This window comes from Ligaoa zhengdingensis, from assembly GCF_014384885.1.
Lineage (GTDB): Bacteria > Bacillota > Clostridia > Oscillospirales > Ruminococcaceae > Ligaoa > Ligaoa zhengdingensis.
The window spans coordinates 405,146-428,789 of sequence record NZ_JACRST010000001.1 but is presented as its reverse complement, the minus strand read 5'-3'; the positions used below and the strand labels follow the sequence as shown (position 1 = coordinate 428,789).

Genomic DNA, 23,644 nt, shown 5'->3' with positions numbered 1-23,644 from the left:
GGGATGTTGTTTGGAATCGCCGGCCGGGCCGGCCTTTTTCCGTTTGCTGTGGTTTCAGTCTACCACCGTTTTCCAGATCGTTCATATGAAAAAAGCTGCGAACATCGCCCCAATTGCTTTTCTGGGGTTCCGCTGGTACAATAGAGGGCAGAAAAGAGAGGGGGAACGGCGGTGTCCGAGTTCAGCGAGCTCATCAAAAACTTCGACAAGATTCGGGAATATATGAGGGACTTCTATGTCTACGGCTTCAAGACGCGCGGCGACTACACCGCAAAGAGCGCCCGCACCTACGACAACGAGCGCCGCCGCATCGAGAGCTGGCTTTCCCACAGCGTCCGCTGGGAAAATTCCGCCAGGGGCAAGCGGGTGTTCCTCTCGGTGGATAGCGCCCGGGTGCCGCAGAATCCGCTGTATGCCGCGTGGAAGTCCAAGAGCTTCACCAAGACCGACATTCGGCTTCACTTTTTTCTGCTGGATTTATTTGCGGATGGCGAAGCGCGAACCACCGAACAAGCGGCTGACGCGATGAGCGAGCGGTATGGAGCGGTGTTCGATGCCCAGACGGTGCGCGCCAAGCTGCGCGAGTATGAGCGGGAAGGGGTGATGCGCGGCGAGAAGCGGGGCAGGGCACTCTATTATACGCTTTCCGCGCGTGCGCTCGATTCGATGCCCTGCCGCCGCGAGCTGCTGGATGCGGTGCGGTTCTTCCAAGAGGTCGCGCCGTTCGGCTTTGTGGGCAGCACCCTTCTGGACACGGCGGAGGAGGAAAACGACCTCTTTTATTTTAAGCACCACTTCATCGTCCACACGCTGGAGGACGGTGTGCTGGGGGCGCTGACCGACGCGATCGACGGCCGGCGGTCGGTCACCTTGGAGAACTACAGCCGCCGCAGCGGACATCGCACCTTTATCCAAGGCATTCCTCTGCGCATTCTGGTGAGCGTGCAGAGCGGCCGGCGGTATGTCTGCCTCTACCGCAGTACAGTCTGCCGGTTTGTCAATCTCCGCCTGGACAGCATCGCGGCGGTATTGCCCGGGGAATCTGTACCCGAATTTGAGGCGCTGCAACAGGCGCTCGACCGCGCTTTACCAAGCTGTTGGGGGGTCTCATTCGGTGGACGGCATCGCAAGGAACAGCTTTTTATGAAGCTGCGCATCGATGCGGAACAGGAGAGCTACCTGCTCGACCGCGTGCGCCGGGAGGGACGGGGCGGGGAGCTGCTTCAGATCGATGGGAACACCTTCCTCTATTCCATTGAGACCTATGATGCGAACGAGATGATGTCGTGGATCAAGACCTTCACCGGGCGGATTCTCTCGCTGGAATGCACCGACTCCACATTGGTTCGCAAGTTTTGCAGCGATATGCGCCGCATGTACGACATCTACTGCGGGGAGGGGAAGAGATAGTGGAACTTTTTTCCGAGCTTTACAGCTGCTATTATCAGGTGGTTGCGCGGATTCTGCGCGCGGCGGAACAAGAACCGCTCCCGCGCAGGGAGATCGCGCGGATGATCGACCAGCAAGCCTTTGCGGAGAGCGGGCTGTACCTGCTGCCCCGCTTGTGCGGGGGTGAGTGGGGGCTGCTGGACGAGACGCCGGATGGTTATGCTTCCAAAACGACCCATCTGCCGCGCCTGCCGGTGACCGATTTGCAGGCGGCGTGGATCAGGGCGGTGCTGGCCGATCCGCGCGCCCGGTTGTTTTTTACCGACAGCCAGCTCACGGAATTGGATGAGCACCTCTGCGGGGTTGAGCCGTTATTTTCCCGCGACGACTTTTGTGAGTTCGATGTCTGCCTGGATGGGGACGACTATGTGGACGAGGGCTATCGGGAGCGGTTTGGCCGCATTTTGCGGGCCATCCGCGAGCGCACGCCGCTCAAGTTTCATTACCAGTCCCCCAAGGCGGAGGAGCCGATCGTCGGCGATTATCTGCCCTGCAAGTTGGAATATTCCCAAAAGGACGACAAGTTCCGCCTCTACGCCGCGCGCCTCGCCTATGGCTGTGTGAAGGGAATCCAAATCATCAACCTCGGGCGGATCGTCAAGCTGGAGTCCTCCCGGCAGACCTTCCCGGGCGAGGTGGATTTGGACGGCTGGCTCAGGCGCAGCCGCTGCGCCCAGCCGGTAGTTCTGCGTATCTTTCGCGAGCGCAACGCGCTCGAGCGGTGTATGCTGCACTTTGCTGACTATGAAAAGCGCACCGAGTACGAGGAGGAGACCGACAGCTACCGCTGCACGATCTATTACGACCTGCACGACGAAACTGAGCTGCTTATCCGCGTCCTGTCGTTCGGGCCCGTGGTACAGGTGCTCGGCCCTGAGCCGTTTTTAAGGCAGGTGCGTGACCGCGTGCGCCGCCAGTACGCCCTGCTATATGGCGAAACAATATAAAAATAGAAAGAAAAACCGGCCGCGGGCGAATTCAATTTCGCTCGCGGCCGGTTTGCGCAATCCGATATCACATCAGCGGGGCAAAGGCGCGCAAAATCGCCCGCCCGATCCGGCGGTACCACTTCACCTGGCGGCACTCCTTCAATGTGATCTGATGGCAGAACTCCAGCGTCTTTTGGTAGTCGTCGCGCGCGGCCAGCACGCTCTGGGTTCCGTATAGCCATGCGGCGCACTCAAAGTGAAGATAGAGGCTGCGGTAATCCAGGTTGATGCTGCCCACCACCGCGTACTCGTCATCCACCACGAAGGTCTTGGCGTGGATGAAGCCGGGGGTGTACTCGTAAATTTTCACCCCGGCTTCGAGCAACTGTTCGTAGTAGGCGCGGGTGACGGCGTGGACAAACCATTTGTCCGCCACATGGGGTGTTGTGATGCGCACGTCCACCCCGGCTTTGGCGGCGATGGAAAGGGCGGTCACCATCTCGTTGTCGATGATGAGATAAGGGGTGCTGATATAGAGATACTGTTTTGCTTTATTGATGAGGTTGAGGTAGACCGTCTCGCCGACCGCTTCGCCGTCGAGCGGACTATCGCTGAACGGCTGTACAAAGCCGTCGTTTTCCGGCCGCGCTGCCTGATGGACGGTGGGGCGGTAGCGGGAATAATCATTTTCAGGGAGGCCGCACAGGTAGTCCCACATCGAGAGAAAAGCCACGGTGAAGCTCCACACCGCGTCCCCCTTGAGCATGATGCCGCAGTCCTTCCAGTGGCCATGCTTGGGATAGGCGTTGATGTACTCGTCCGCCAGGTTGATGCCGCCGGTGAAAGCGGTATGGCCGTCGATCACCGCGATCTTCCGGTGGTCGCGGTTGTTGAGGCGGCTGGAGAGCACGGGAATGAAGGGGCTGAACACCTTGCAGCGAATTCCCAGCGATTCCAGCTTTTTGTCGTATTTGTAGGGCAGGGTGGTGATACATCCCATGTCGTCGTAGATGACGCGCACATCCACCCCCTGTTTCACCTTTTCCACCAGGATATCCAGGATCGTGTTCCACATCTTTCCCTCCTGGATGATGAAATACTCAAGAAATATGTAGTGCTCGGCCTTGTTGAGCTCCTTGGCGAGTCGTTGGAATTTGACCTCGCCCATGGGCAAAAATTCGGTTTGGGTGTGTTGATAGGGCGGGTAGCCGGCCCAGTCGTTGATATAACGGGACTGATTGCCCGCCTCCGGGTTGAGTTCGCACAACTTGTCCAAAACCGGGCAGTCGTCCTGGCTGACAGCGCGCGTTCGCTCCGCCACCACGGCCATCTTCCGGCGCTCCCGCTTGCCCAGTCGGTTGCCACCGAACATCAGGTAGAACAGCCCGCCGAAGATGGGCACCAACAGGATCGGCACGATCCAGGCGATCTTATAGCCCGGATTGCTGCGGCTGTTGATGATATAGAGAACCACCACAATGCTCAGCACCGTGCAGATCGCATAGAAGTAGACAAAGTAATCGTTGAATTTCCAGATCATCGCAACCAGCAGGAACGCCTGAACCAGGATGAAAAAGGCGACGATCACGACCCTCTGAAACAACATCCGAAATAATTTTTTCACCGCTTATTCCTCCTCCGGCGTTTGCTCTCCGTTCCATTTTTCCGGGGAAATCCTGCGCTGTGCCAAGCGCCTTCCCACCGTTTCCCGCAGCAGGGTGTACAGCACCGAACACAGGGGGATGAAGATCAGCATTCCAACGACCCCCATTGTACTGCCTCCCACTGTCACCGCGACAAGCACCCACAGGGACGGTAGGCCCACCGAGTTCCCCACCACGCGCGGGTAGATCAGGTTGCCCTCGATCTGTTGGAGGATGATAAACATGACCACAAACCAAAACGCCTGCATCGGGTTGATGATGAGGATGACAAACGCGCCCACCGCGCAGCCGATAAACGCGCCGAAGATCGGGATCAGTGCGGTCACCGCAACCAGCACGCTGATCATCAGCGCATAGGGGAAACGAAACAGGGACATGACCGCAAAGAACAGCATCCCCAGGATCACCGCCTCGGTGCATTGGCCGGTGAGGAAGCTCGAAAAGGTCCGGTTGGACAGGGTGAGGATCGAGATGGTGCGGTCGGCCACGGTCGACGGGAAAAACGCATACAGCAGCTTTTTACATTGGCGCGCGAGCTTTTCCTTCTGCATCAGCAGATAGATGGAAAAGACAAATCCCAAAAAGAAGGTGAACACGCCGCTGAAAATGGAGGCGGCCACGCTGATGGTGGAATTGAGCAGGTTGCCCGCGCCGTTTTGCACAAAGCCCAGCACCGTCTGCCCGATTTGGTTCCAGTCCAGTTCCAGCTTCGTCAACCAGCCTGCAATCTCCGGCATCCGTACTGAGATCGCTGTAATCCATTGCTCGGCCTGCTTGATAAAACCGGGGATGCTGTTTTTGAGCATCGCCAGGCTGTTGCCGAGTTCCGGTACGATCAGAAACATCGCGATGGCGAGCAGTCCGATCACCGCCAGCAGCGTCAGCACGATGGAGGCCGGACGGCGCAGCTTTTCCTTCCAGAGCTGCGGCTTTTTGGATTTGGGATTGGGGCGCAGCACCCACCTTTCAATCAGGCGGAGCGGCACGTTCAGGATGAACGCGATGCACGCCCCAATCAGAAACGGCGCGGCAAGCCCAACCAGAAAACGGAAAAAGTCCGAGAGGGAGGAGAGGTTTTGCAGCCCCCAGTAGAGCAGCACCCCAAAGGCGACAATTCCAAGGACCTTGCGCGTATTTTGTCTGTTAAATTCCATAAAACACCTCTTGTTGTGGATTCGACATGCGCAGTCAAAAAGGACGAGTATTTTTCTATGATTCACTCTAACGCGAGGCCGGGAAATTGTCAAGTCCGCCCCGATTCTTTTGCGGAAACTTAGTAATAATGCTGCCCCGCCGGGCATTTTTCTCCCGGCGGGGCAGCATTCAGTGTTGGGCCTTGATCCGTTCGTGCTGGAAGTTGATGAATCGGTTGTCACGCAGGATGCCAAAATAGGTGACGATACGCTCGTAGAGCGGCTCGGCCTCTTCGCCGTATTCCTGCTTGACAAGCTGCGCGATCTCATAGACTGAGCGCTCGCCGTCCACCTGTTCCCAGACGAAACTGCCAAACCGGTCGAGGGTGATCCGGCTCGCCTCGGGCTTGCGGAACAGCATCTGAGCCAGGCGGTCGTAAAAGCCGGTGTGCGGCACCTTGACTACGACCCCTTCCGGACGGCGCTCCCAGAAAAATTCCGGGTTGCGCTCCGGGATATAATCGAGGTAATTGGCGGCGGATTTTTTGCGTTTGCTCATAGTGTCAATCCTCCTCACCGCCCGGACGGCTGCGGCTTTTCTCTGTGCCAAAGGGAAGCGCGCAACAGGGTGTAGAGCAGCAGCAAAAAGAAGACGATGGACCCAATGGTGCCCAGCGAAATGCCGCGCGAGGAGAGATCGATCACGTTGCTCAGGGAGATTTTATCCCCGGCCGCGTCCACGCCCATCGGGATGATGGCGAACACCGCGAGCAGGATACCCACCAGGCCCTCGCCCGCAATCATGCCGGAGGTATAAAGGATGCCGCGGTCCACAGCGTCCTTGCGCTTCTCTTCGGAGATGCCCTTGACCTTTTCAATGAACAGCCGGATGAGGCCGCCCACCATGATGCCTGCGCTGAGGTGGATCGGCAGATAAAGCCCCACCGCAAACGGCAGCACCGGGATGCGCAGAATCTCCACCGCGACCGCGAGCCCCGCGCCCGCGACCACCAGCGTCCAGGGCAGGTTGCCACCCATCACGCCCTCCACCACCATCTTCATCAGGATGGCCTGTGGGGCGGGCAGATCGGTGGAGCCGTAGCCCCAGGCGGCGTTCAGCAGGTAAAGCACGCCGCCGATGGCCAGCGCGGCGGTGAACACGCCGATGACCTCGCCGTACTGCTGTTTCTTCGGGGTAGCGCCCAGGATATAGCCGGTTTTGAGGTCCTGGGAGGTGTCGCCGGCGATCGCCGCGACGATGCAGATGATCGAACCGATGGCGATGGCGCCCAACATGCCTTCCTGGCCGATCCGCCCGGTGGCTTTGAGCAGCAGGGTTGAAATCAGCAGGGTGGCGATGGCCATACCGGACACAGGGTTGTTGCTGCTGCCCACTAGGCCCACCAGACGGGACGACACGGTGGCAAAGAAGAAGCCGAAAATCGCAATGATGGCGGCGCTGAAGAGATTGACGGGGAAGACCGGCAGCAGCCAGATCGCAAGAATGATGATGACGATGCCGATGATAATATATTTCATGTCGATGTCGTCGTCGGTGCGCAGGCCGTTGTTGGTGTGGCTGCCCTTTTTGGCGAGTCCCCCAAGCGCGTGGCCGAACGTCCGCACGATCAGCGGCAGCGATTTGATCAGGCTCATGATACCGCCCGCAGCCACCGCGCCTGCACCGATGTAGCGGATGTAGCTGCCCCAGATGTCGCTCGAGGCCATCTCGCTGATCGGCTTGAGGCCGGGAAACAGCAGCACGTCTCCGCCGAACAGGCTGAGCAGCGGCATCAGCACCAGCCAGCCCACCACGCCGCCCGCCAGCATGTAACCGGCGATGCGCGGCCCGCAGATATAGCCCACACCCACCAGGGCGGGCAGCACGTCCACGCCGACTGCGGAGCCCTTGTAGGAGCGGATTTCGTGATGTACCTCGCTGGGGAACAGCTTCAGCCCATCCGCGATGAATTTGTAAATTGCCGCGATTCCAAGCCCGGCGAATACGGTGGAGGCCTTCGCACCGCCCTCCTCGCCGGCCAGCAGCACTTCGGCGCAGGCGGTGCCCTCGGGGTAGGGCAGGGTGCCGTGCTCCTCCACGATGAGCGCCTTGCGCAGGGGGATCATGAACAGCACGCCCAGCAGGCCGCCCACCAGCGCGATCAGGAAGATTTCCAGCAGCGAAGGGGCGCCCCGTCCCCATTCCTCCATCCACATGAACATAGCCGGCAGGGTGAAGATCGCGCCGGCCGCCACAGATTCGCCTGCGGAGCCGATGGTCTGTACCAGGTTATTTTCCAGGATCGAGTCCTTTTTCATGATAACGCGGATAACGCCCATCGAGATGACCGCGGCGGGGATCGACGCAGAGACAGTCATACCCACGCGAAGCCCCAGGTAGGCGTTGGCAGCGCCGAACAGCACCGCCAACAGGATGCCCAAAATCACCGAGGTTGCGGTGAACTCCGGCAGGGTTTTGTCGGCGGGGATATAGGGCTTAAAGCTGGATTTGTCATTTGCCATATTACGCACCCTTTCTATGTGAAGCAAAGTTTGCAGATGTCGTTTCCGATGATAGATGTCAAATTTTCCTGTACAAAATCAGAAACTTTTCCCTTATTCTTTCCTTATGGGCGGCATAATATGCAAAAACCGGGCGCCGTGCGGCAGTTCTCCGCACAGAGCCCGGCAGATCAACCAGATTTTATTTGGACAGATTTTCCAGCACATGGGTCAGCAGGCGCCAGAAGCGTTCGCAGCTTGCCAGATCGAGCGCCTCGTCGGGGGTGTGCACTCCGCGCATGGTGGGGCCCACCGCAATCGCGTCGAGTCCGGGCAGCTTGCCGCTGAACAAGCCGCATTCCAGTCCAGCATGAATCGCCTCAATGCGCAATTCGCTGTGGAATAGCTCGCGGTAGGTTTCGCAGAATATGTCGCGCACGCGCGACACCTCAGCATAGCTCCAGCCGGGGTACTCGCCGTCCACAGCGACGCGGCAGCCAAACAGCTCGGCCAGCAGCTCGAGCTCCTGGCGGGTGTCGCGTTGCAGGGAATCCACCGAGCTGCGCGGGGAGAAGCAGACCATCACCTCTTCGTCGCCGGTGGCCACCACCCCGAGGTTGACCGAGCAGACGACGAAGCCGCCCTTTTGCACATTGCGCTTGCGCATCCCATCGGGTGCCAGATAGAGCAGGCGGGCGAGCTCCTGCGTGTTGTGGCTGCTCATGCAGCGCGCACACCCGTCCACCGGCCGTACCGTGATCTGGACATCCGGTTCGGCGGCGGCAAATTCCGCACGGATCTCCGCACCCAACGTCTCGGCGATCTTCTGCGCGCGGTCGCGGTCGGATGCGGTTTCAAATGTGAGCACGCAGTCGCTTTCCCGGGCGATCGCATTGTCCTTGTTGCCGCCGCGGATCGAGCAGAGGCGCGTGGAAACCGCCTGCTGTACCGCATAGAGCATCCTGCTCATCAGCTTGTTCGCATTGCCGTGCTCCAGGTGGATGTCCGCGCCGGAGTGCCCGCCCAGCAGCCCGCGAATCGAAATCTCCATCGGGAAGGTGCCGGATGCGTCGGTCCACTCGACCGCTTTGAACAGCCGGACGCGCATCCCGCCCGCGCAGCTCACCGTCGCTACGCCTTCCTCTTCTGAATCGAGGTTGATCATCATGCGGGCGTCCAGTACGCTGCCGTCGAGCTCAGACGCGCCGGTCAAGCCGGTCTCCTCCTGCACAGTGAACACGCATTCCAGCGGCGGATGGCGCAGGGAATCATCCGAGAGCAGCGCCAGCATCATCGCCACAGCGATGCCGTTGTCCGCGCCCAGGGTGGTTCCTTTGGCGTGCAGCCAACCGTCGGTCACCTCCAGCTCAATCGGGTCTTTGGAGAAATCGTGCACGGTGCCCGCATTCTTTTCGCATACCATGTCGGTGTGGCCCTGTAGCATCACTGCGGGCAGATGCTCGCATCCCGCGCTGCCCGCTTTTTTAATCACTACGTTGTGTAGTGCGTCGCGGTAACAGGGGAGATTGTGTTTGCGTGCAAATCCCTCCAGATAGTCTGCGACCCCTTTTTCGTTGCTCGACGAACGGGGAATGGCGCTGATCTCCTGAAAATATTCCAGCACCGCCCGGGGTTCGCACTCGTCCCATAAATCCTTGTTCATCGATCGTTGCCTCCTCACTGTGTAATCAATCGTTTATTCTGCCCGAATAAGGGCTGTTTTTTCAGATGCGTTGGAAAATAGGCGCATCACACCCGTACTAGAAAAACTATTGTTAAGTATATCATAAGATCGGCCGGTTTGCCACGGAGGTTTTCAGAAGAATCAGAAGAAAAGGTTAAAAATAGCTTGACATTTATTTCATCGGTTGATATAATAGTTTACGTTGCACAGCATGTGTGGCAACAATGCGAGGGTGGCGGAATGGCAGACGCACTAGCTTGAGGTGCTAGCGGTCGCAAGACTGTGTGGGTTCAAGTCCCATCCTTCGCACCACAAAAAACGGCTTAGATATCACGTCTAAGCCGTTTTTTCTTTTTCCCAATACCCCACTTTAAATTGCTCTATTTGTGATGCCATCAAAAAATGACCTCGATATCCGGGCGCAGAGAGCGGTGAGGCTTTCGCCTTATCGCCGCTGAAATAAAAAAGAGCGGCTCAGATCATATCGCTGAGCCGCTCCTTTTAACCCTTGCGCATCATTGTTTCTGCAAACCGCCTGAGCTCGTCCATCGAATGAAATTCGTCGATGTGCTCATTGACGGCCTGTTTGACCTCATCGGGCAGCGTATCGAAATAGGATGCCCCCGATACATCTGCGAAGCCAAAGGAAAAGTAATCGTTTAGATTGTTGAAAATATCGTTCATCTGACCACCTCAGGCCGAAAGCGCATGTTCCATGCGACCTTTCGGAATTTCAGGTCGCCCAGTGGCTGCCTGTACCATTAGTATTGACCTGAGCGCGACGCGTATGTACGATTAGAAAAAGCGATTAGGAATTGAGCAGTGCGCGTCGTGCACTTTTCAATAGCTGGAAATTTTTATTGTGAGAAAGTTCCCAGGCGCCGATGCCGGCAAGGCCCTTGGATCTCGCATAAGATGCCTTCTCCGCCACAGAATCTTCGTCGTCGTACGAGATGAAGGTCTCGCCATCGAACAGATAAGGCACTCTCGCGTCGCTGTGGTAATATTGGTCAAAGCTCGAATCGGATAGATAGTTCTTCTTGATCAGATCAAAACCGATCGATTTTGCCGAGGAAAAACTGCCGAACAGCCCGTCGTCACGCCCGTCATAGACGGAGTAGCGGTAGCCGTAAAGCGGCATTCCCAGAACGATTTTGGAGGCCGAGACGCCGGCGTTCAGATAAAGCTGTACCGCTTCGCTGACGCTGTTGGCGTAGTGGGGCGAATCCTCGTTGGCCGGGTAGAGCGGAGCGGTGAGATCCGCGTAGTTGTCCCACGGGCCGTGCATATCGTAGCCCATCAGGAAGATGTAATCCACCAGGGAAGCGACTGCCTGCGGCTCGATGTTGTTCAAAAAGCTGCGGTTGGGCGCCCCGGCAATGGTCAGATAGTAGGGGCGGCCGTTTTTGGCGGAAAGCTCGTCCAGCTTGGAACGCACTTCACGCAGCAGCAGGGTAAAGTTTTTTCGGTCGCTTGCGCTCGGGAATTCCCAATCCAAGTCGACGCCGTCGAACCCGTGCTCCACGATGAAGTCCACACAGCTTTGGGCGAAGGTCGCGCGGGAGGATGCGGTGGACGCAGCGCTGGAAAAGTTGGTGGAGTAGTCCCAGCCGCCCACCGAAATGAGCGTGACCAGGTGGGGATTGGCCTCTTTGAGGGAGCGCAGTCCCTTGAAGTTGTTGCGGTCGGTGGTGGGATTGGCGAGCACCAGCTTATTTTGCGAGCTGATGTCCGCGAACGCATAGTTGAGGTGGGTAAGCAGGCTGGCGTCGATCGAACTGGGCGGCAGGCCGCTTCCAGTCGCCCAAGAGGCGTAGTATCCCACCACATATTTGCCGGGTTTGGAGGTCGGTTTTACTGGGGTGGCTTCGGAGGCGCTTGATTCCGGAGCCTTTGAGCTGGAGGACGACGAACTGGAGGAAGAGGACGAAGAGGATGAAGAAGACGACGAACTCGAGCTTTCGCTGGAGGACGAGCTTTCTGACTCTGAAGAGGATGTGCTGCTCGACTCTGAAGATTCCTCAGAGGAAAGGGAGCTGCTGCTGGAAGGGGAGCGCGATTCTTCGGAACTTTCCGGTTGGGAAAAAGCTGTGAACAGGAAAACAAGCGCGACGGTCAGTGCAACAGCAGCCGATCCACCGATGATCAGCCATCGCGCCGTCCGGGGCGTGAGTTTTAACATAGAAATAACCTCATTTACAGTATTTTGTAGGGAAGAATGCTGGTACCAGGATGGTGAATAAAATGTTAACAGAGGATTGGACGTGAGACAACCGCTGAAATGTTGGAAGAAAAATCGGCACTTTTTGTGATGAAAAATTTGTGTGAAACTTTATCTATATTAAACAAAAAATAATAGGGAACTCCGCCCTAAAATGCAAAAAATGATTGACCAAACAGGGGACAATCGCACGAAATGATTGAAAAATAACCTCAATTGCCATATACTGATAACATCAGGTGATTTACCTGAGAAAGGAGATGGTATGGAAATGAGAGGATTTTGGGATAAATATAAAACCAGCAAACTTTTTTGGGGCCTCTGCTCGGGCGCGCTTTTGCTGTTGGTAGCCGCTGTAGTTGTCATCTGCCTGCGCTCGGTGCGGGATGTACAGATGAAGGCGATCGGCGCCACCGAGGAGGGCGTCGCGCCGGACGGAGCGTTTGCTATCACCGTCAATGGAACCACCACAGCGGAGGAGCTGCGCGAGCAGATCACAGTTGAACCGGCGTTTTCGTTCGATCTGACCGGCGAACAGGGCGATACCTTCACCTTGCAGCCATTCCAGCCGCTGTTTGCAGGGGAAAACTACACCATTACGGCGCTGGGGAAAAAGTTTGCATTTCATGTGCGCAATGCGTTGGTCCTGCGGTCGGTATTCCCGGCGGACAATGGGCAGAAGGTGCCCACCAGTACGGGTATTGAACTGGAGTTCAACAGCAGCGACATCGACCTGGAACGCTACCGGCAGGCATTTTCCATTGAGCCCGCAGTCGAGGGCGATTTCTCCGCCGGCGACCGGCGCTTTGTGTTTTATCCGCAGGGCGCGTTGGAGCCGAACACCCGCTATACGGTGACGGTGGATACTTCGCTGGAATCAAAGAGCGGGGCAAAACTCGAGCAGCCGGTCACCTTCTCGTTTGTCACGGCGAGCCAGGAGGACGAGGAGACGCGATACCTGTTCCAGCTCTCCGGCAACGGGGTCAGCATGAATTCGTTGACCAGCGAAACGCCGCTGGTTCCGGTGTACATAGAGGAATCGGTTCCGCAAAGCGAACGCAAGGTGCAGGTGACGGTGTACGACTTCGGCGGTTTCAAAGCATACCGCGAGCAGCTCCTGCAAAATGTGCGGCAGCCGCGCTACAAATATGTCACCACCACCATCGACACCGAGGGCCTGCAGCAGCGCGCCTCGTTTGAAGTGCAGCCGATCGATTCGGCGCAGGGCCAGGAGAACAATTACCGCTATGCGGGGCGCAAGCTGCTCCAGTTCCCCGAGGCGTTGCCCGAGGGATGGTACGCGGTGGAATTTGAGCTCACCACCGGGGGCAATACCCTCAAGCGACAGATGTTTTTGCAGGTGAGCGATCTATCGGTGTTCTACATGATGAACGGCGAAACCCTCTTGGGATGGGTGAACGACGCCTCCACCGGAAACCCGGTCGAGGGCGCGGTGATCGAGATCACCGGCGCGTTCCGCGCTAAGGGCCAGACCGCCGCAGACGGCACGGTGATGATCGAAAACGGCCTGTTTACCACAGACACTCCATCGGAGGCTGGCGGCGGTGCGGTCACCGTCACCAGCGAGGAGCACACCTTCGTGGATGTGGGGTATTTTTACAGCTACGACGAACCGGCGGCGTTGGATGCGCACAAATATATGTCCTACCTGTTTACCGACCGGCCGATCTATCACACCTCCGATAGCATTATGGTCTGGGGCACGGTGATGCCGCGCAGCCCGGAGACGCCCGCGCCTGAAACTGTGACTATCGAGCTGGAGGGCGGCGTAGCGAGTGTCGAACTGCCGCTGCAAAGCGACGGCACCTTCACCGGCGAACTCAAATTTGAAAATATGCAGCAGAACTACTGGGCCTCCCTCGAGCTGAAGGCCGGGGAAACCACCTTGCGCACGGAATATCTGCGCGTGGAGGACTTCGTCAAGCCGATCTATACCGCGACTACCGCGACCGAACAGATGGTCTACGCGGCGTATGAAACCGGGCAGGCGGTCATCAACTTCGATGTGTCGCTTTACGACGGCACCCCGGCGTCCTCCTTCTCCGCCCAGGCGAGCACCTGGAGCTCAGGGCTCGAGCTCAGCGGCGCCCAGGTGGTCACCGATGAACAGGGTCACGCCAGCGTGACGGCGCGGTTTACTGAGAGCCCGAACACCTGGTATCCGCAGTCCTACCGCTACCAGTTTTCCAACAGCGATGCGGAGTCGGAGAATTTTTACCGCTATGGAAACGTCTATGCGGTGCACCGCGACGTTCAGCTCCTGGCTGAGACGGTCAAGGCCGAGGGCGGCGGCCGGGATGTCCAGATTTCTACCTATCAGGTCGACCTGTCCCGCGTGGATGGGGAGGAGGACCTGTGGAATGTGGAGACACTGCGGGGCGCCCCCATTTCGCGCACGGTCACAGCTGAGATTCACAAGGTGTACTACACCCGCGAGACGCTCGGCTGGTATTACGACTTTGTCAGCCGGGAATCCAGGGAATCCTATGACTACAAGGAACACGACGACGTGGTGGAAACGCGCACCGTCACCACCGGCGCGGACGGGATGGCCGTCCTGACCGGCCTGCCGCAGTCGGATAACGACAACTGCTATTACGTGGTGCTGCGCACCCCGGATACCGGGGAGCGGACAGTGGAAACCACCGCCTACCTGGGGATGCTCTATGAGCGCGGGCAGAACGATGGTATCCACCAATATGTGCTCAACAAAGTGGTCGATCCCAACGCAGCCGACCTGAACGATCTGGGTGGGGATGAGGCCACGTGGAGGCTGAACCAGATCCGGTCGCAGTTTATGGATGAGGAAGCGGTCACCTTCCAGTTGGAGGACAACACCGCCGCGGTGGCCGGCTTTACCGGGCGCATCCTCTACAGCGTGGTACAGGATGGATTCAGCCGGACGGCGGTGATCTCAGACGCGCGGTTCACCCTGCCGTTTGAGGAAGGGCTGTTGCCCAACTATGTGATCACCGGCGCCTACTTCGACGGCAAGCATGTCTACGCGCTGGACAACAAGTATATGTATTTCGACCCCAAACAGCGCGAGCTGGAGGTGGAGCTCACCGCGGACCGGGAATCCTATCACCCGGCGGACACCGCGACGGTCACCGCTACGGTGAAGCAGAAGGCCACCGGGCAGCCGGTGAAAAACGCATCGGTGGTGCTTGCAGTGGTGGACGAGGCGATCTTTGCCATTAAGGAACAGCAGATCGATATCCTCGACAGCCTCTATGAAAGCGTCTATCACCCGAATCTCATCAAATACACCTCCTATCTGCAGAATGAATACGGAGGCGGCGGCGAAAAGGGAGGCGGAGGCGGCGAAGCGGACGTGCGCACCGATTTTAAAGATACCGCCTGGTTCCAGGTGCTCAAAACCGACGGGGACGGCCGGGCGAAGTGTCAGTTCAAGCTGCCCGACAACATCACCGAGTGGCGGATGACCTCGCTGGCGCTCACCCCGCAGGGACAGGCGGGCAGCGTGACCACCAAGGTGAAGGCCACACAGGAATATTTCGTCCTGCCGATCGTAAACGAGACCATTTTGGAGGGCGACACCTTTGCTGTGATGCTGCGCAGCGCAGGTGTGGCCATCGGCGACAACGACCCGGTGCGCTACACGGTGCGGGTGCAGGGCGGCGGTATTGACAAGGTCGTGGAGGCGTCCTCGACCGCAAAGGGGTACGGTGTTGCCACGTTTGAAAATCTGGACAGGGGCGAGTACACTATGACCATCACCGGAAGCTGCGGGCAATACAGCGACAGCGTGCGCTTGCCATTCTCGGTGATTGGTTCCGGCGTGGAGGTGTCGCTGGTCAAGACGGTGGAGCTGAAGAACGGCATCTCGATCGAGCCGCTGCGCTACCCGGTCAATGTCGCTGTCTACGACAGGACCCAGCAGTTCCGCAGCCGGATTCTCAACCATCTGCTCTGCTCGGGCTATGGGAACCGCACCGACCTACGCATCGCCCGCACCTATGCCGCGCGGGAGTTTGAGCGGCAGGGCGCGCAGTGGTACGACGAAGAGGCGCTCCAGCAGTCCTTCTCGGATGTGATGAATCAGAGCGGAGCGATCAGCCTCTTCCCTTATTCCGAGTATGATATCGAGTACACCGCCAAGGCGTACCTGGCGGCTCCCGAGCTGTTCCCGCCCGAGCGAATTCGCGGCTCGATTACGCCAGCTGATGTGGATGCCATGAGCGGGGCGAAATCGGCGTTCTATCTGTTGCAGGCGTCGGTGGGCGGCGAGCTCCCGGACGATCTGGCGCAGAGGATCGACAGCGACACCACCCTCGATTATGTGGATAAGATGTACCTCGCCGCAACGTTGGCGGTTTCCGACGATCAGAAGGCGGCGCTCACCTGTTACAACAGCTTGGTGCGGCCCAACCTGGAGACCCTCACCGGCATTTCCGGGGAAATCGCCTACCGCGTGCGGGATTCTGTAGATCCCTCGCGTTCACAGCACGACTGCACCGCGGCGGCTTCGCTGCTGGCCTCGGTGCTCAACACCGAGGAGGCCAAAGGCCTGGCCAATGCGCTGTTGGAAAAGCAGTCGTTTTACGAAACCTATCCGTTGGAGCTGATGATCTATCTGACCCGCGTCCAGCCGGAAAAGGGCACCAACGCGAAGTTCAGCTATGTGATGGGCGGCAAGACCATCACCGAGGAGCTGAAGGAAGGCATCTGCTACCTGAGCTTCTCCAAAACTCAGCTCGCCACCGCCAATTTCAAGGTGCTTTCTGGCGACGTGTGGGCCGATGTCTATTATACCGGCGCGCCCGATCAGACCGCCGACCAGTCACGCAAGACCATCGGCCTCACCAAGACGATCGAACCGGTGGAGGGGGACTTCTCACGCGGCAAGCTGGTGAAGATCACCCTGACCCCCGACCTTTCGGTCTTCGATCAGGATCTCGGTTCCACCGAACTGGTGATCGACGACTACATCCCATCCGGGATGCGGTTTGAGCGGTATCACTACGAGGACGCAGTTCAGGGGAACAGTTGGTATCTGGCCAGCCGGCAGGGGCAGCGGCTTCGCTTTTCCGCCTGGGGGGATCACGGCGCACTGACGCCGATCATCTACTATGCGCGCTGTGCCGCGCCGGGCGACTATGTGGTGGAGAGCGCCTACATCAGCAGCGCATCCAGCGACCTGTGGGGCGCGACCGACCGCGCCGAGGTGAAGCTCTCATGAACCGGCGCAAAGCCTTGGCATTGCTCGTCGCCCTGTCGATATCCTTCAGCGGCTGCGGCGCGCAGGCTGCGATTCCCGGGGAGGTCTTGCCGCCGCAGGTGGAGTCCGCTTCCGAAGGTAGCGCGGCGTCCGAGTCGCCTGCACAGAAGCCGATGGAGTGCCGCTATTACGAGCGCGAAACCTGCGAGGCGGCGATGGCCGCCCCGCGGGCCTACACGGGGGCAGGACGCTTGACAGCGGGGATGGTGCCCCACCACCTGGTGGCGGCGGACATGATCGCGGGCTTCTTCTCGCTCGCAGCCGCGCAGGAGCAGCCGTATGATACGGTGATCCTGGTGTCCCCTTCGCACTTCCCCGAAAATTGCGGCAGCGACGTGGTGACAGCAACCGCCGACTGGAACACCCCCTATGGCTCGCTCGCCACCGACCGGAGCGTTGCGGACGCGCTGCTGCAGGACGCCGTGATCGCGGCCGAGGACAATCGGGACGCAGTGGAGTCCGATCACGGGGCGGCTGGGCTGGTGCCATTTGTGCGGCGCTATCTGCCTGAGGCGAAGCTGGCGGTCTGTCTGCTCTCCAACCGGCTCTCCCGCGAGCGGCTCGCACAGGTGCAGCGGGTGCTGTTGGAGCAGCAGGAAAACGGGCGGACGCTGTTGGTGGCCTCCGCCGACTGTTCCCACTATTTGATGCCCGACGAGGCCGCGCGGCGGGACGGGGAGACCGCCGCCGCCATCGAGAGCCGGGATTTTGAACGTCTGCTCACCTTTGGCGACGCCAACATCGACTCGCCGCAGGCTGTGACCACCTTTTTGTGCGCGGCGCAGGGGAACGGCGACGTGGTGCGGCTGGACCATTCGAGCTCGGCGGAAAAGCTGCCGCACGCAATGGGCAACCCGATCTACGACGAAGGCATCACCACCTATTTTGTCTACGGCATATTTGCATAAAAAATCCCCCGCCTTCGGCTTTTCACCGAGGGTGGGGGATTGTTTCTTTCAACAGAACCGGCGGGCAGGTGTAGTCGTATCCGCAGGGGAGGACACCGGGCAGGGTCAGGACGTAAAGGTCGGTGGAGCGCGCCTCCAGGCAGGCAAACCGTGCGCAATCGCCCCCCATCCGTTCCAGCTTCGCCAGGGAAGAGGAGAGCGGCAGCCGCGCTGTTTGCTTGGCGCGGTTCAGCACCTCCGCCCCGCGCCGGTTGAAGCCCAGCACCCGCAGATAGGGCGGCGGGGTTTCCGCATCCGCGCGCGTGAGCCCCAGATAAGCCGACAGCACCAGCCGCCGGATGCGGGCGAGGGGATAACGCTTGCTTTTGACAGCGGCGTACAGCTCATCGAGCGAGCGCGCCTGCTGGATCGCGGCGGACAACCGGTGTTCCAGCCCCTCCGAGAGGTCGGGCAGCTCGGCGAGCTCCTGCTCGTTCAGCCGGCGCAGCACCGCCAGAATAGCGGCCTCCGCTTTCGACGGATCGGCGGGGATCAGCCGCGCGTCCAGGGCGCGCCCGTAGGTCTCCCACGCGGCGGGAGGCAGATAGGGCCGCAGCGCGCCGAGGCCCTGCGCGCCCATGCTCTCCCGCAACAGCGACGCGGAGGCAAAGCGACCGCTGGCCCGTGTGCTGTCGTGGGCGGCGCCCCGGCGGGGCACGGCCAACAGTTCGGGCGCGAAGCCCAGCCGCCGGGCGGCCTTGAGGTATTCCACCCCGAGGATGTTGTTGGGGTGGCGCAGCAGCTCGGCGCGAGCGGCTCCCAAGCGCTGTTCGAGCGCCGCCTGCCGCGCGCGGGCAAAGGTGACGCCGGTTTGCAGATGAACCCGTAGCCTGCCGTTCAGTTCTTCATCCAACAGCGCGTCTACCAAGGGGAACAGCTTCTCCAGCGCGCTTTCCGCACCGAAGCTGAGCAGATCGACGCAGCCGAGCGCCTGCATCAAGCCGACTGCCCCGGCTGCAAACCGTTCGGCGGTGGCCATTGAGGCGGGGAGGGGGAGTTCGAGGACGAGATCCGCGCCACAGCGCAGCGCGGCCTCGGCGCGCACATGCTTTTCAAATTGGGCCGGTGCTCCCCTCTGCAAAAAGTTGCCGCCCATCACCGCCACGATATGGGAAGCGCCCGCCACCCTGGTTTGGTCGATCTGATGGGCATGTCCGTTGTGGAACGGGTTGTATTCCGCCACAATTCCCGCAATTTTCACATCTGATCCCACTTTCCGGTGTATTTTCGCCTTGCATTTTGGTCTCTCTTGTAATAATATATAAGGGTATGACGATCTGTCAAGCCACCTCCCGGACAAGCCTGGGGGACGGAGATATCAACGCATGGCAAACGATGATGAGGAGGAACATAGAACAATGAAGGTATTGGTAATCAATGCAGGAAGCTCGTCGCTGAAATATCAGCTCATCGATATGACCGATGAGAGCGTCCTGGCGAAGGGGAATTGCGAACGCATCGGAATCGACGGCCACATCGGCCACAAGACCAGCGACGGCCGTGCGGTGGAGCGCGACGTGAGCTTCCCCACGCACAAGGAGGCGTTTATGGAGGTGGTCGACGTCCTGACCAAGGGCGAGGGCAAGGTGATCGACGATATGTCTGAGATCGCTGCGGTTGGCCACCGGGTGCTGCACGGCAGTGAAAAATATAAAACCTCCACCGTCATCACCGACGAGGTGATCGACGACATCATGGCGTTCCGCGAGCTTGGCCCCCTGCACAACCCGCCGCAAGCCATCGCGATGCGCGCCTGCCAGGAGGTATTCGGCAAGGATACTCCGATGGTCGGCGTGTTCGACACCTCGTTCCATCAGACGATGCCCCCCAAGGCATATATGTTCGGTGTGCCCTACGAGTATTATGAGAAATACTCCATCCGCCGCTATGGCTTCCACGGCACCAGCCACCGCTATGTGAGCGCGCAATACTTTAAAGTGACCGGCAAGGCGAAGGAGGGCAGCAAGCTGATCGTCTGCCACCTCGGCAACGGCAGCTCGATCACCGCAGTCAAGGACGGCAAGGTGTTGGATACCTCGATGGGTCTCACCCCGTTGGACGGCTTCATCATGGGCACCCGCTGCGGCGGCATCGACCCCTCGGTTGTGACCTATATCGCCAATAAAGAGGGCAAGACTCCGGACGAGATGTCCACGCTGATGAACAAAAAGTCCGGGTTCCTGGGCATCTCCGGCGTGTCCAGCGATTGCCGCGACCTGCAAAAGGCCGCGAGCGAGGGCAATGAGCGCGCGCGCCTGGCCCTGGATATGTTCGTTTACCAGATTCGTAAATTCATCGGCGGCTATGCGGCGGCGATGGGCGGCCTAGATGCGATTGCATTCACCGGTGGCATCGGCGAGAACGACAGCGAGATCCGCTATGATATCTGCAAGGATATGGAATTTTTGGGCCTGGAGGTCTGCAAAGAGCGCTGCAAGGAGGTCTCCCGCCACGACGCGAAATTCTCCACCGATTCGTCCGAAGTGGAGGCGTGGGTGCTTCCCACTAACGAGGAGATCATGATTGCGCGCGACACCGTGGAGCTGATTTCCAAATAAAGCGAAATCCCCAAGGGCCATCTGTGCAGTCAGGTGGCCCTTTTTCGACGGGAGTTGGGAAGAATGTACGATATTGCAATCGTCGGCTTGGGCCCGGCGGGCGCAACGCTGGCCCGGCTGCTTGATAGCCGCTTTTCGGTGGTCGCTTTGGACCTCAAGCGCGCGGACGGGCAGGGTTTTCACAAGCCGTGCGGCGGCCTGCTCGCGCCGGATGCGCAGAAGGCGCTCGCCCGCTTCAACCTGACGCTGCCCAAGGAGGTACTGGTCGATCCGCAAATTTTTACGGTGCGCACCATCGACCTGCAAAGCGGGCTGACGCGCTACTATCAGCGGTTTTACCTGAACCTGGACCGCGCCCGCTTTGACCTCTGGCTGCGCTCCTTGATCCCCGCTGGGGTAACTATTTTAGAGGATAGCCGCGTCCTGTCGATCCGCCGCGCAAAGGGCTGTTACCAGCTCACCTATCAGGCGGCGGGCCATGCCCCGCGAACCCTGTCGGCGCGGTATCTGGTGGGGGCCGACGGCGCGCATTCGGTGGTGCGCGGTTGGCTTTATCCGCAGAAAAAACTGCGCAGCTATCTGTCCATCCAGCAGTGGTTCCAGGACACGAATCCTTCGCCGTTCTATTCCTGTATCTTCGATTCCGAAAACACCGATTGCTACTCCTGGGCGCTCTCGAAGGACGGCATGTTTCTCTTTGGCGGGGCCTATCCTGCCAAAGATTGCCGCGCGCGGTTCGAGCGGCAAAAGAGGCGGTTGGAACAGTGGGGGTTCCAGTTCGGCGAGGTGCAGAAGACGGAGGCCTGCCAGGTGCTGCGCCCGCGCGGGCTGCGCGATTTTTGCTGTGACCGGGACGGGGCTTTCTTAATCGGGGAGGCGGCGGGTCTGGTGAGCCCCAGCTCGCTGGAGGGGATCAGCAGCGCCATGGAGAGCGCCTTTGCGCTGCGGCGGGTGCTCAACCGGGGAGTGAACAACCCCTGTGCCGCCTACCGCCGCGCGATTCGTCCACTGCGCTGGAAGTTGGCGGCAAAGGTGCTCAAATGTCCAGTTTTGTACTCCCCGCTGCTGCGCAGGCTGGTGATGGGGAGCGACCTGCAGGCCATCAGGGTCGTGAATTCGCCGCAGTCCCCAGGCGAGAGCGGCTGAGCGACCGAAAAAAAGCGCCGCCCCATCCGTTCCAATAGAACAGAGTAGCGGGGCGACGCTTTCAAACAAATCCGGTTATTCGTGGATCTCGCGGCGTCCGTTGTCGCGGAACAACAGCGAGATGGCCCATACACCTGCCAGCGCGACCAGCGTGTAGATCACACGGCTGAACATCGCTGCCTGGCCGCCGAACAGCCAGGCCACCACGTCGAACTGGAAGATGCCGATTGCGCCCCAGTTGAGCGCGCCGATGATGACCAGAATCAAAGCAATTTTATCCAACATAGAAATTTCAACTCCTTTTCTTTCCCTGAGAGGCGTCCGGGGAGTTCGCCTGTTTTTTTGTCCGCCTGTGGATAGTATCGGCCGCCGGATCACGATTTATTCAATGGTCGGGAAGAAGCCGCCATTTTATTGATTTAATCGACAAGGATTTAAAGACGCTTTTAAAAAATTTTGGCGGATTGCAGAAACTTTATCGAAATTGTGCGGAATCGTTGCAATTTTTTTGAAATGATGGCACAATAAAGTGTATCACAATGGCTTGAGAGATTGAGAGAAAGTCGAGGGTTTTGCTGTGCATCAGACAATTTTAGTATTGGACTTCGGCGGTCAGTATAATCAGCTGATTGCGAGGCGTGTGCGGGAATGTAACGTCTACTGCGAGGTCTATCCTTATCAAATCGGTATCGACAAAATCAAAGAACTCAACCCGGCCGGTATCATCTTCACCGGTGGGCCCAACAGTGTTTATCTGGAGGATTCTCCGCACTGCGATCCGGCAATTCTGGAGTTGGGCATTCCGGTGCTGGGCATCTGCTACGGTATCCAGGCGATGGCACACGCGCTTGGCGGCAAAGTGACCACCCCGGACAGCCGAGAATATGGAAAAACTCAGACCTATTACGATACAACCTGCCCGCTGTTTGAGGGGCTACCGGAGTCGGGTATCTCCTGGATGAGCCATACCGACTATGTCAGTGGGCTGCCCGAAGGATTTGAGGCTGTGGCGCACACCGACTGTACCCCGGTCGCCGCCATGCAGAACAAAGCCAAAAAGCTGTATGGGGTGCAGTTTCATCCAGAGGTGTTGCACACGGAAAACGGCATTGCCATGCTGCGCAACTTTCTAACTAAAGTGTGCGGACTCACCGGCGACTGGACGATGGGCGATTATGCCATTGCTGAGGTGGAGCAGATCCGCCAGAAGGTCGGCGACGGCAAGGTACTGTTGGCTCTTTCAGGCGGCGTCGACAGTTCGGTCTGCGCCGCTCTTTTGGCCAAGGCGATCGGCAGTCAGCTCACCTGCATCTTTGTCGATCACGGTTGTATGCGCAAAAATGAAGGCGATGAGGTTGAAGAGGCATTCCGCCAGTGGAAGGTCAACTTTGTGCGTGTCAATGCAGAGGATCGCTTTTTGGGCAAGTTGGTTGGCGTGACTGAGCCTGAGCGCAAGCGCAAAATCATCGGCGAGGAATTTATCCGCGTTTTTGAAGAAGAGGCCAAAAAGGTTGGCAAAGTGGATTTTCTTGCGCAGGGTACGATCTATCCTGATGTGATCGAATCGGGTCTGGGCGATGCGGCTGTCATCAAAAGCCACCACAATGTCGGCGGTTTGCCAGATTATGTGGACTTTAAGGAGATTATTGAACCCCTGCGCCTGTTGTTTAAGGATGAGGTGCGCCAGCTCGGCCGCGAACTGGGGCTGGCAGATGTATTGGTCAATCGCCAGCCGTTTCCCGGTCCGGGCTTGGCGATCCGCTGCATCGGAGAGGTGGTCAAGGAGAAGCTGGACATCCTGCGGGATGCTGACTGGATTTTCCGCGATGAAATCGCAAAGGCGGGATTGGATCAATCCATCAACCAGTATTTTGCCGTCATCACGGATATGCGCTCGGTCGGTGTGATGGGCGATGCCCGCACCTACGATTATACGTTGGCGCTGCGCGCGGTTACGACGACTGATTTTATGACTGCGGATTGGGCGCGCATCCCTTATGAAGTGCTGGAAGCCGCCAGTGTGCGCATCGTGAATGAGGTGCGTGGGATCAACCGTATCGTCTACGACATCACGAGCAAGCCCCCGGCGACGATAGAGTGGGAATAAATATTTAGTGTTTTCTGAATCCTGAAAAGCGTTGGTAATAC

The 23,644-nt window shown here is 58.8% G+C and carries 17 protein-coding genes and 1 tRNA gene; 9 read left to right on the top strand and 9 right to left on the bottom strand.

Annotated elements, in window-relative coordinates; translation table 11 throughout:
* Positions 1-171 precede the first annotated feature (171 nt).
* The gene (locus tag H8711_RS01995; protein WP_249281850.1) at positions 172-1,410 is read left to right on the top strand and encodes a WYL domain-containing protein; all 1,239 of its coding nucleotides are present in this window, start codon (positions 172-174) and stop codon (positions 1,408-1,410) included.
* Positions 1,410-2,396, top strand: coding sequence for a WYL domain-containing protein (locus H8711_RS01990; protein ID WP_249281849.1), 987 nt, complete (start codon positions 1,410-1,412; stop codon positions 2,394-2,396). Before H8711_RS01995 ends, H8711_RS01990 begins: the two co-directional genes overlap by 1 nt.
* 67 nt (positions 2,397-2,463) lie before the next feature.
* On the opposite strand, the gene cls is transcribed toward H8711_RS01990, so the two are convergent.
* From cls to H8711_RS01965, 5 genes are all read right to left on the bottom strand, one after another.
* Complete coding sequence (cls, locus tag H8711_RS01985; protein ID WP_425516108.1) at positions 2,464-4,002, bottom strand: cardiolipin synthase; 1,539 nt, start codon at positions 4,000-4,002, stop codon at positions 2,464-2,466.
* A gap of 3 nt (positions 4,003-4,005) precedes the next feature.
* A complete protein-coding gene (locus H8711_RS01980) occupies positions 4,006-5,196 on the bottom strand; it encodes an AI-2E family transporter (RefSeq protein ID WP_249281848.1) in 1,191 nt (396 codons plus the stop codon).
* A gap of 169 nt (positions 5,197-5,365) precedes the next feature.
* Positions 5,366-5,734, bottom strand: coding sequence for a PqqD family protein (locus H8711_RS01975; protein ID WP_249281847.1), 369 nt, complete (start codon positions 5,732-5,734; stop codon positions 5,366-5,368).
* A gap of 14 nt (positions 5,735-5,748) precedes the next feature.
* On the bottom strand, positions 5,749-7,698 hold the full coding sequence (locus tag H8711_RS01970) for an OPT family oligopeptide transporter (RefSeq protein WP_249281846.1): 1,950 nt from the start codon (positions 7,696-7,698) through the stop codon (positions 5,749-5,751).
* Between the two features lie 181 nt (positions 7,699-7,879).
* Complete coding sequence (locus H8711_RS01965; protein ID WP_249281845.1) at positions 7,880-9,340, bottom strand: aminoacyl-histidine dipeptidase; 1,461 nt, start codon at positions 9,338-9,340, stop codon at positions 7,880-7,882.
* 247 nt (positions 9,341-9,587) lie between these two features.
* On the opposite strand from H8711_RS01965, the gene H8711_RS01960 reads away from it, so the two are divergent.
* Positions 9,588-9,673, top strand: a tRNA-Leu gene (locus H8711_RS01960).
* A gap of 189 nt (positions 9,674-9,862) precedes the next feature.
* On the opposite strand, the gene H8711_RS01955 is transcribed toward H8711_RS01960, so the two are convergent.
* Complete coding sequence (locus tag H8711_RS01955) at positions 9,863-10,045, bottom strand: SRP1/TIP1 family protein (RefSeq protein WP_249281844.1); 183 nt, start codon at positions 10,043-10,045, stop codon at positions 9,863-9,865.
* 124 nt (positions 10,046-10,169) lie between these two features.
* Positions 10,170-11,186 (bottom strand): glycosyl hydrolase family 18 protein, encoded by a 1,017-nt coding sequence (locus tag H8711_RS01950; protein WP_249281843.1) that lies wholly within the window; start codon positions 11,184-11,186, stop codon positions 10,170-10,172.
* Between the two features lie 37 nt (positions 11,187-11,223).
* On the opposite strand from H8711_RS01950, the gene H8711_RS14170 reads away from it, so the two are divergent.
* From H8711_RS14170 to amrB, 3 genes are all read left to right on the top strand, one after another.
* The gene (locus H8711_RS14170; RefSeq protein WP_249281842.1) at positions 11,224-11,604 is read left to right on the top strand and encodes a hypothetical protein; all 381 of its coding nucleotides are present in this window, start codon (positions 11,224-11,226) and stop codon (positions 11,602-11,604) included.
* Between the two features lie 249 nt (positions 11,605-11,853).
* The gene (locus H8711_RS01940; RefSeq protein ID WP_249281841.1) at positions 11,854-16,806 is read left to right on the top strand and encodes an Ig-like domain-containing protein; all 4,953 of its coding nucleotides are present in this window, start codon (positions 11,854-11,856) and stop codon (positions 16,804-16,806) included.
* The gene (gene amrB, locus H8711_RS01935) at positions 16,803-17,753 is read left to right on the top strand and encodes an AmmeMemoRadiSam system protein B (RefSeq protein ID WP_249281840.1); all 951 of its coding nucleotides are present in this window, start codon (positions 16,803-16,805) and stop codon (positions 17,751-17,753) included. Before H8711_RS01940 ends, amrB begins: the two co-directional genes overlap by 4 nt.
* A 22-nt stretch (positions 17,754-17,775) precedes the next feature.
* Here amrB and H8711_RS01930 read toward each other — a convergent pair whose 3' ends face one another.
* Positions 17,776-18,993, bottom strand: coding sequence for a nucleotidyltransferase family protein (locus H8711_RS01930; protein ID WP_249281839.1), 1,218 nt, complete (start codon positions 18,991-18,993; stop codon positions 17,776-17,778).
* A 157-nt stretch (positions 18,994-19,150) separates the two neighbouring features.
* Here H8711_RS01930 and H8711_RS01925 point away from each other — a divergent pair, with 157 nt between their 5' ends.
* Together H8711_RS01925 and H8711_RS01920 are read left to right on the top strand one after the other, a co-directional pair.
* Positions 19,151-20,350: an acetate/propionate family kinase gene (locus tag H8711_RS01925; RefSeq protein WP_249281940.1), complete on the top strand. Its 1,200-nt coding sequence runs from the start codon at positions 19,151-19,153 to the stop codon at positions 20,348-20,350.
* A 63-nt stretch (positions 20,351-20,413) separates the two neighbouring features.
* On the top strand, positions 20,414-21,496 hold the full coding sequence (locus H8711_RS01920; RefSeq protein WP_249281838.1) for an FAD-binding protein: 1,083 nt from the start codon (positions 20,414-20,416) through the stop codon (positions 21,494-21,496).
* A gap of 75 nt (positions 21,497-21,571) precedes the next feature.
* Here the strand turns inward: H8711_RS01920 and H8711_RS01915 are convergent, their stop codons facing one another.
* Positions 21,572-21,781, bottom strand: a complete 210-nt coding sequence (locus tag H8711_RS01915) for a DUF378 domain-containing protein (protein ID WP_249281837.1) — start codon at positions 21,779-21,781, stop codon at positions 21,572-21,574.
* Between the two features lie 292 nt (positions 21,782-22,073).
* Between H8711_RS01915 and guaA the strand changes: the two genes are divergently transcribed.
* Positions 22,074-23,603 carry a glutamine-hydrolyzing GMP synthase gene (gene guaA, locus H8711_RS01910; RefSeq protein WP_249281836.1) on the top strand — a complete coding sequence of 510 codons (1,530 nt, stop codon included), beginning with the start codon at positions 22,074-22,076 and terminating at the stop codon, positions 23,601-23,603.
* The last annotated feature ends 41 nt before the right edge of the window (positions 23,604-23,644 follow it).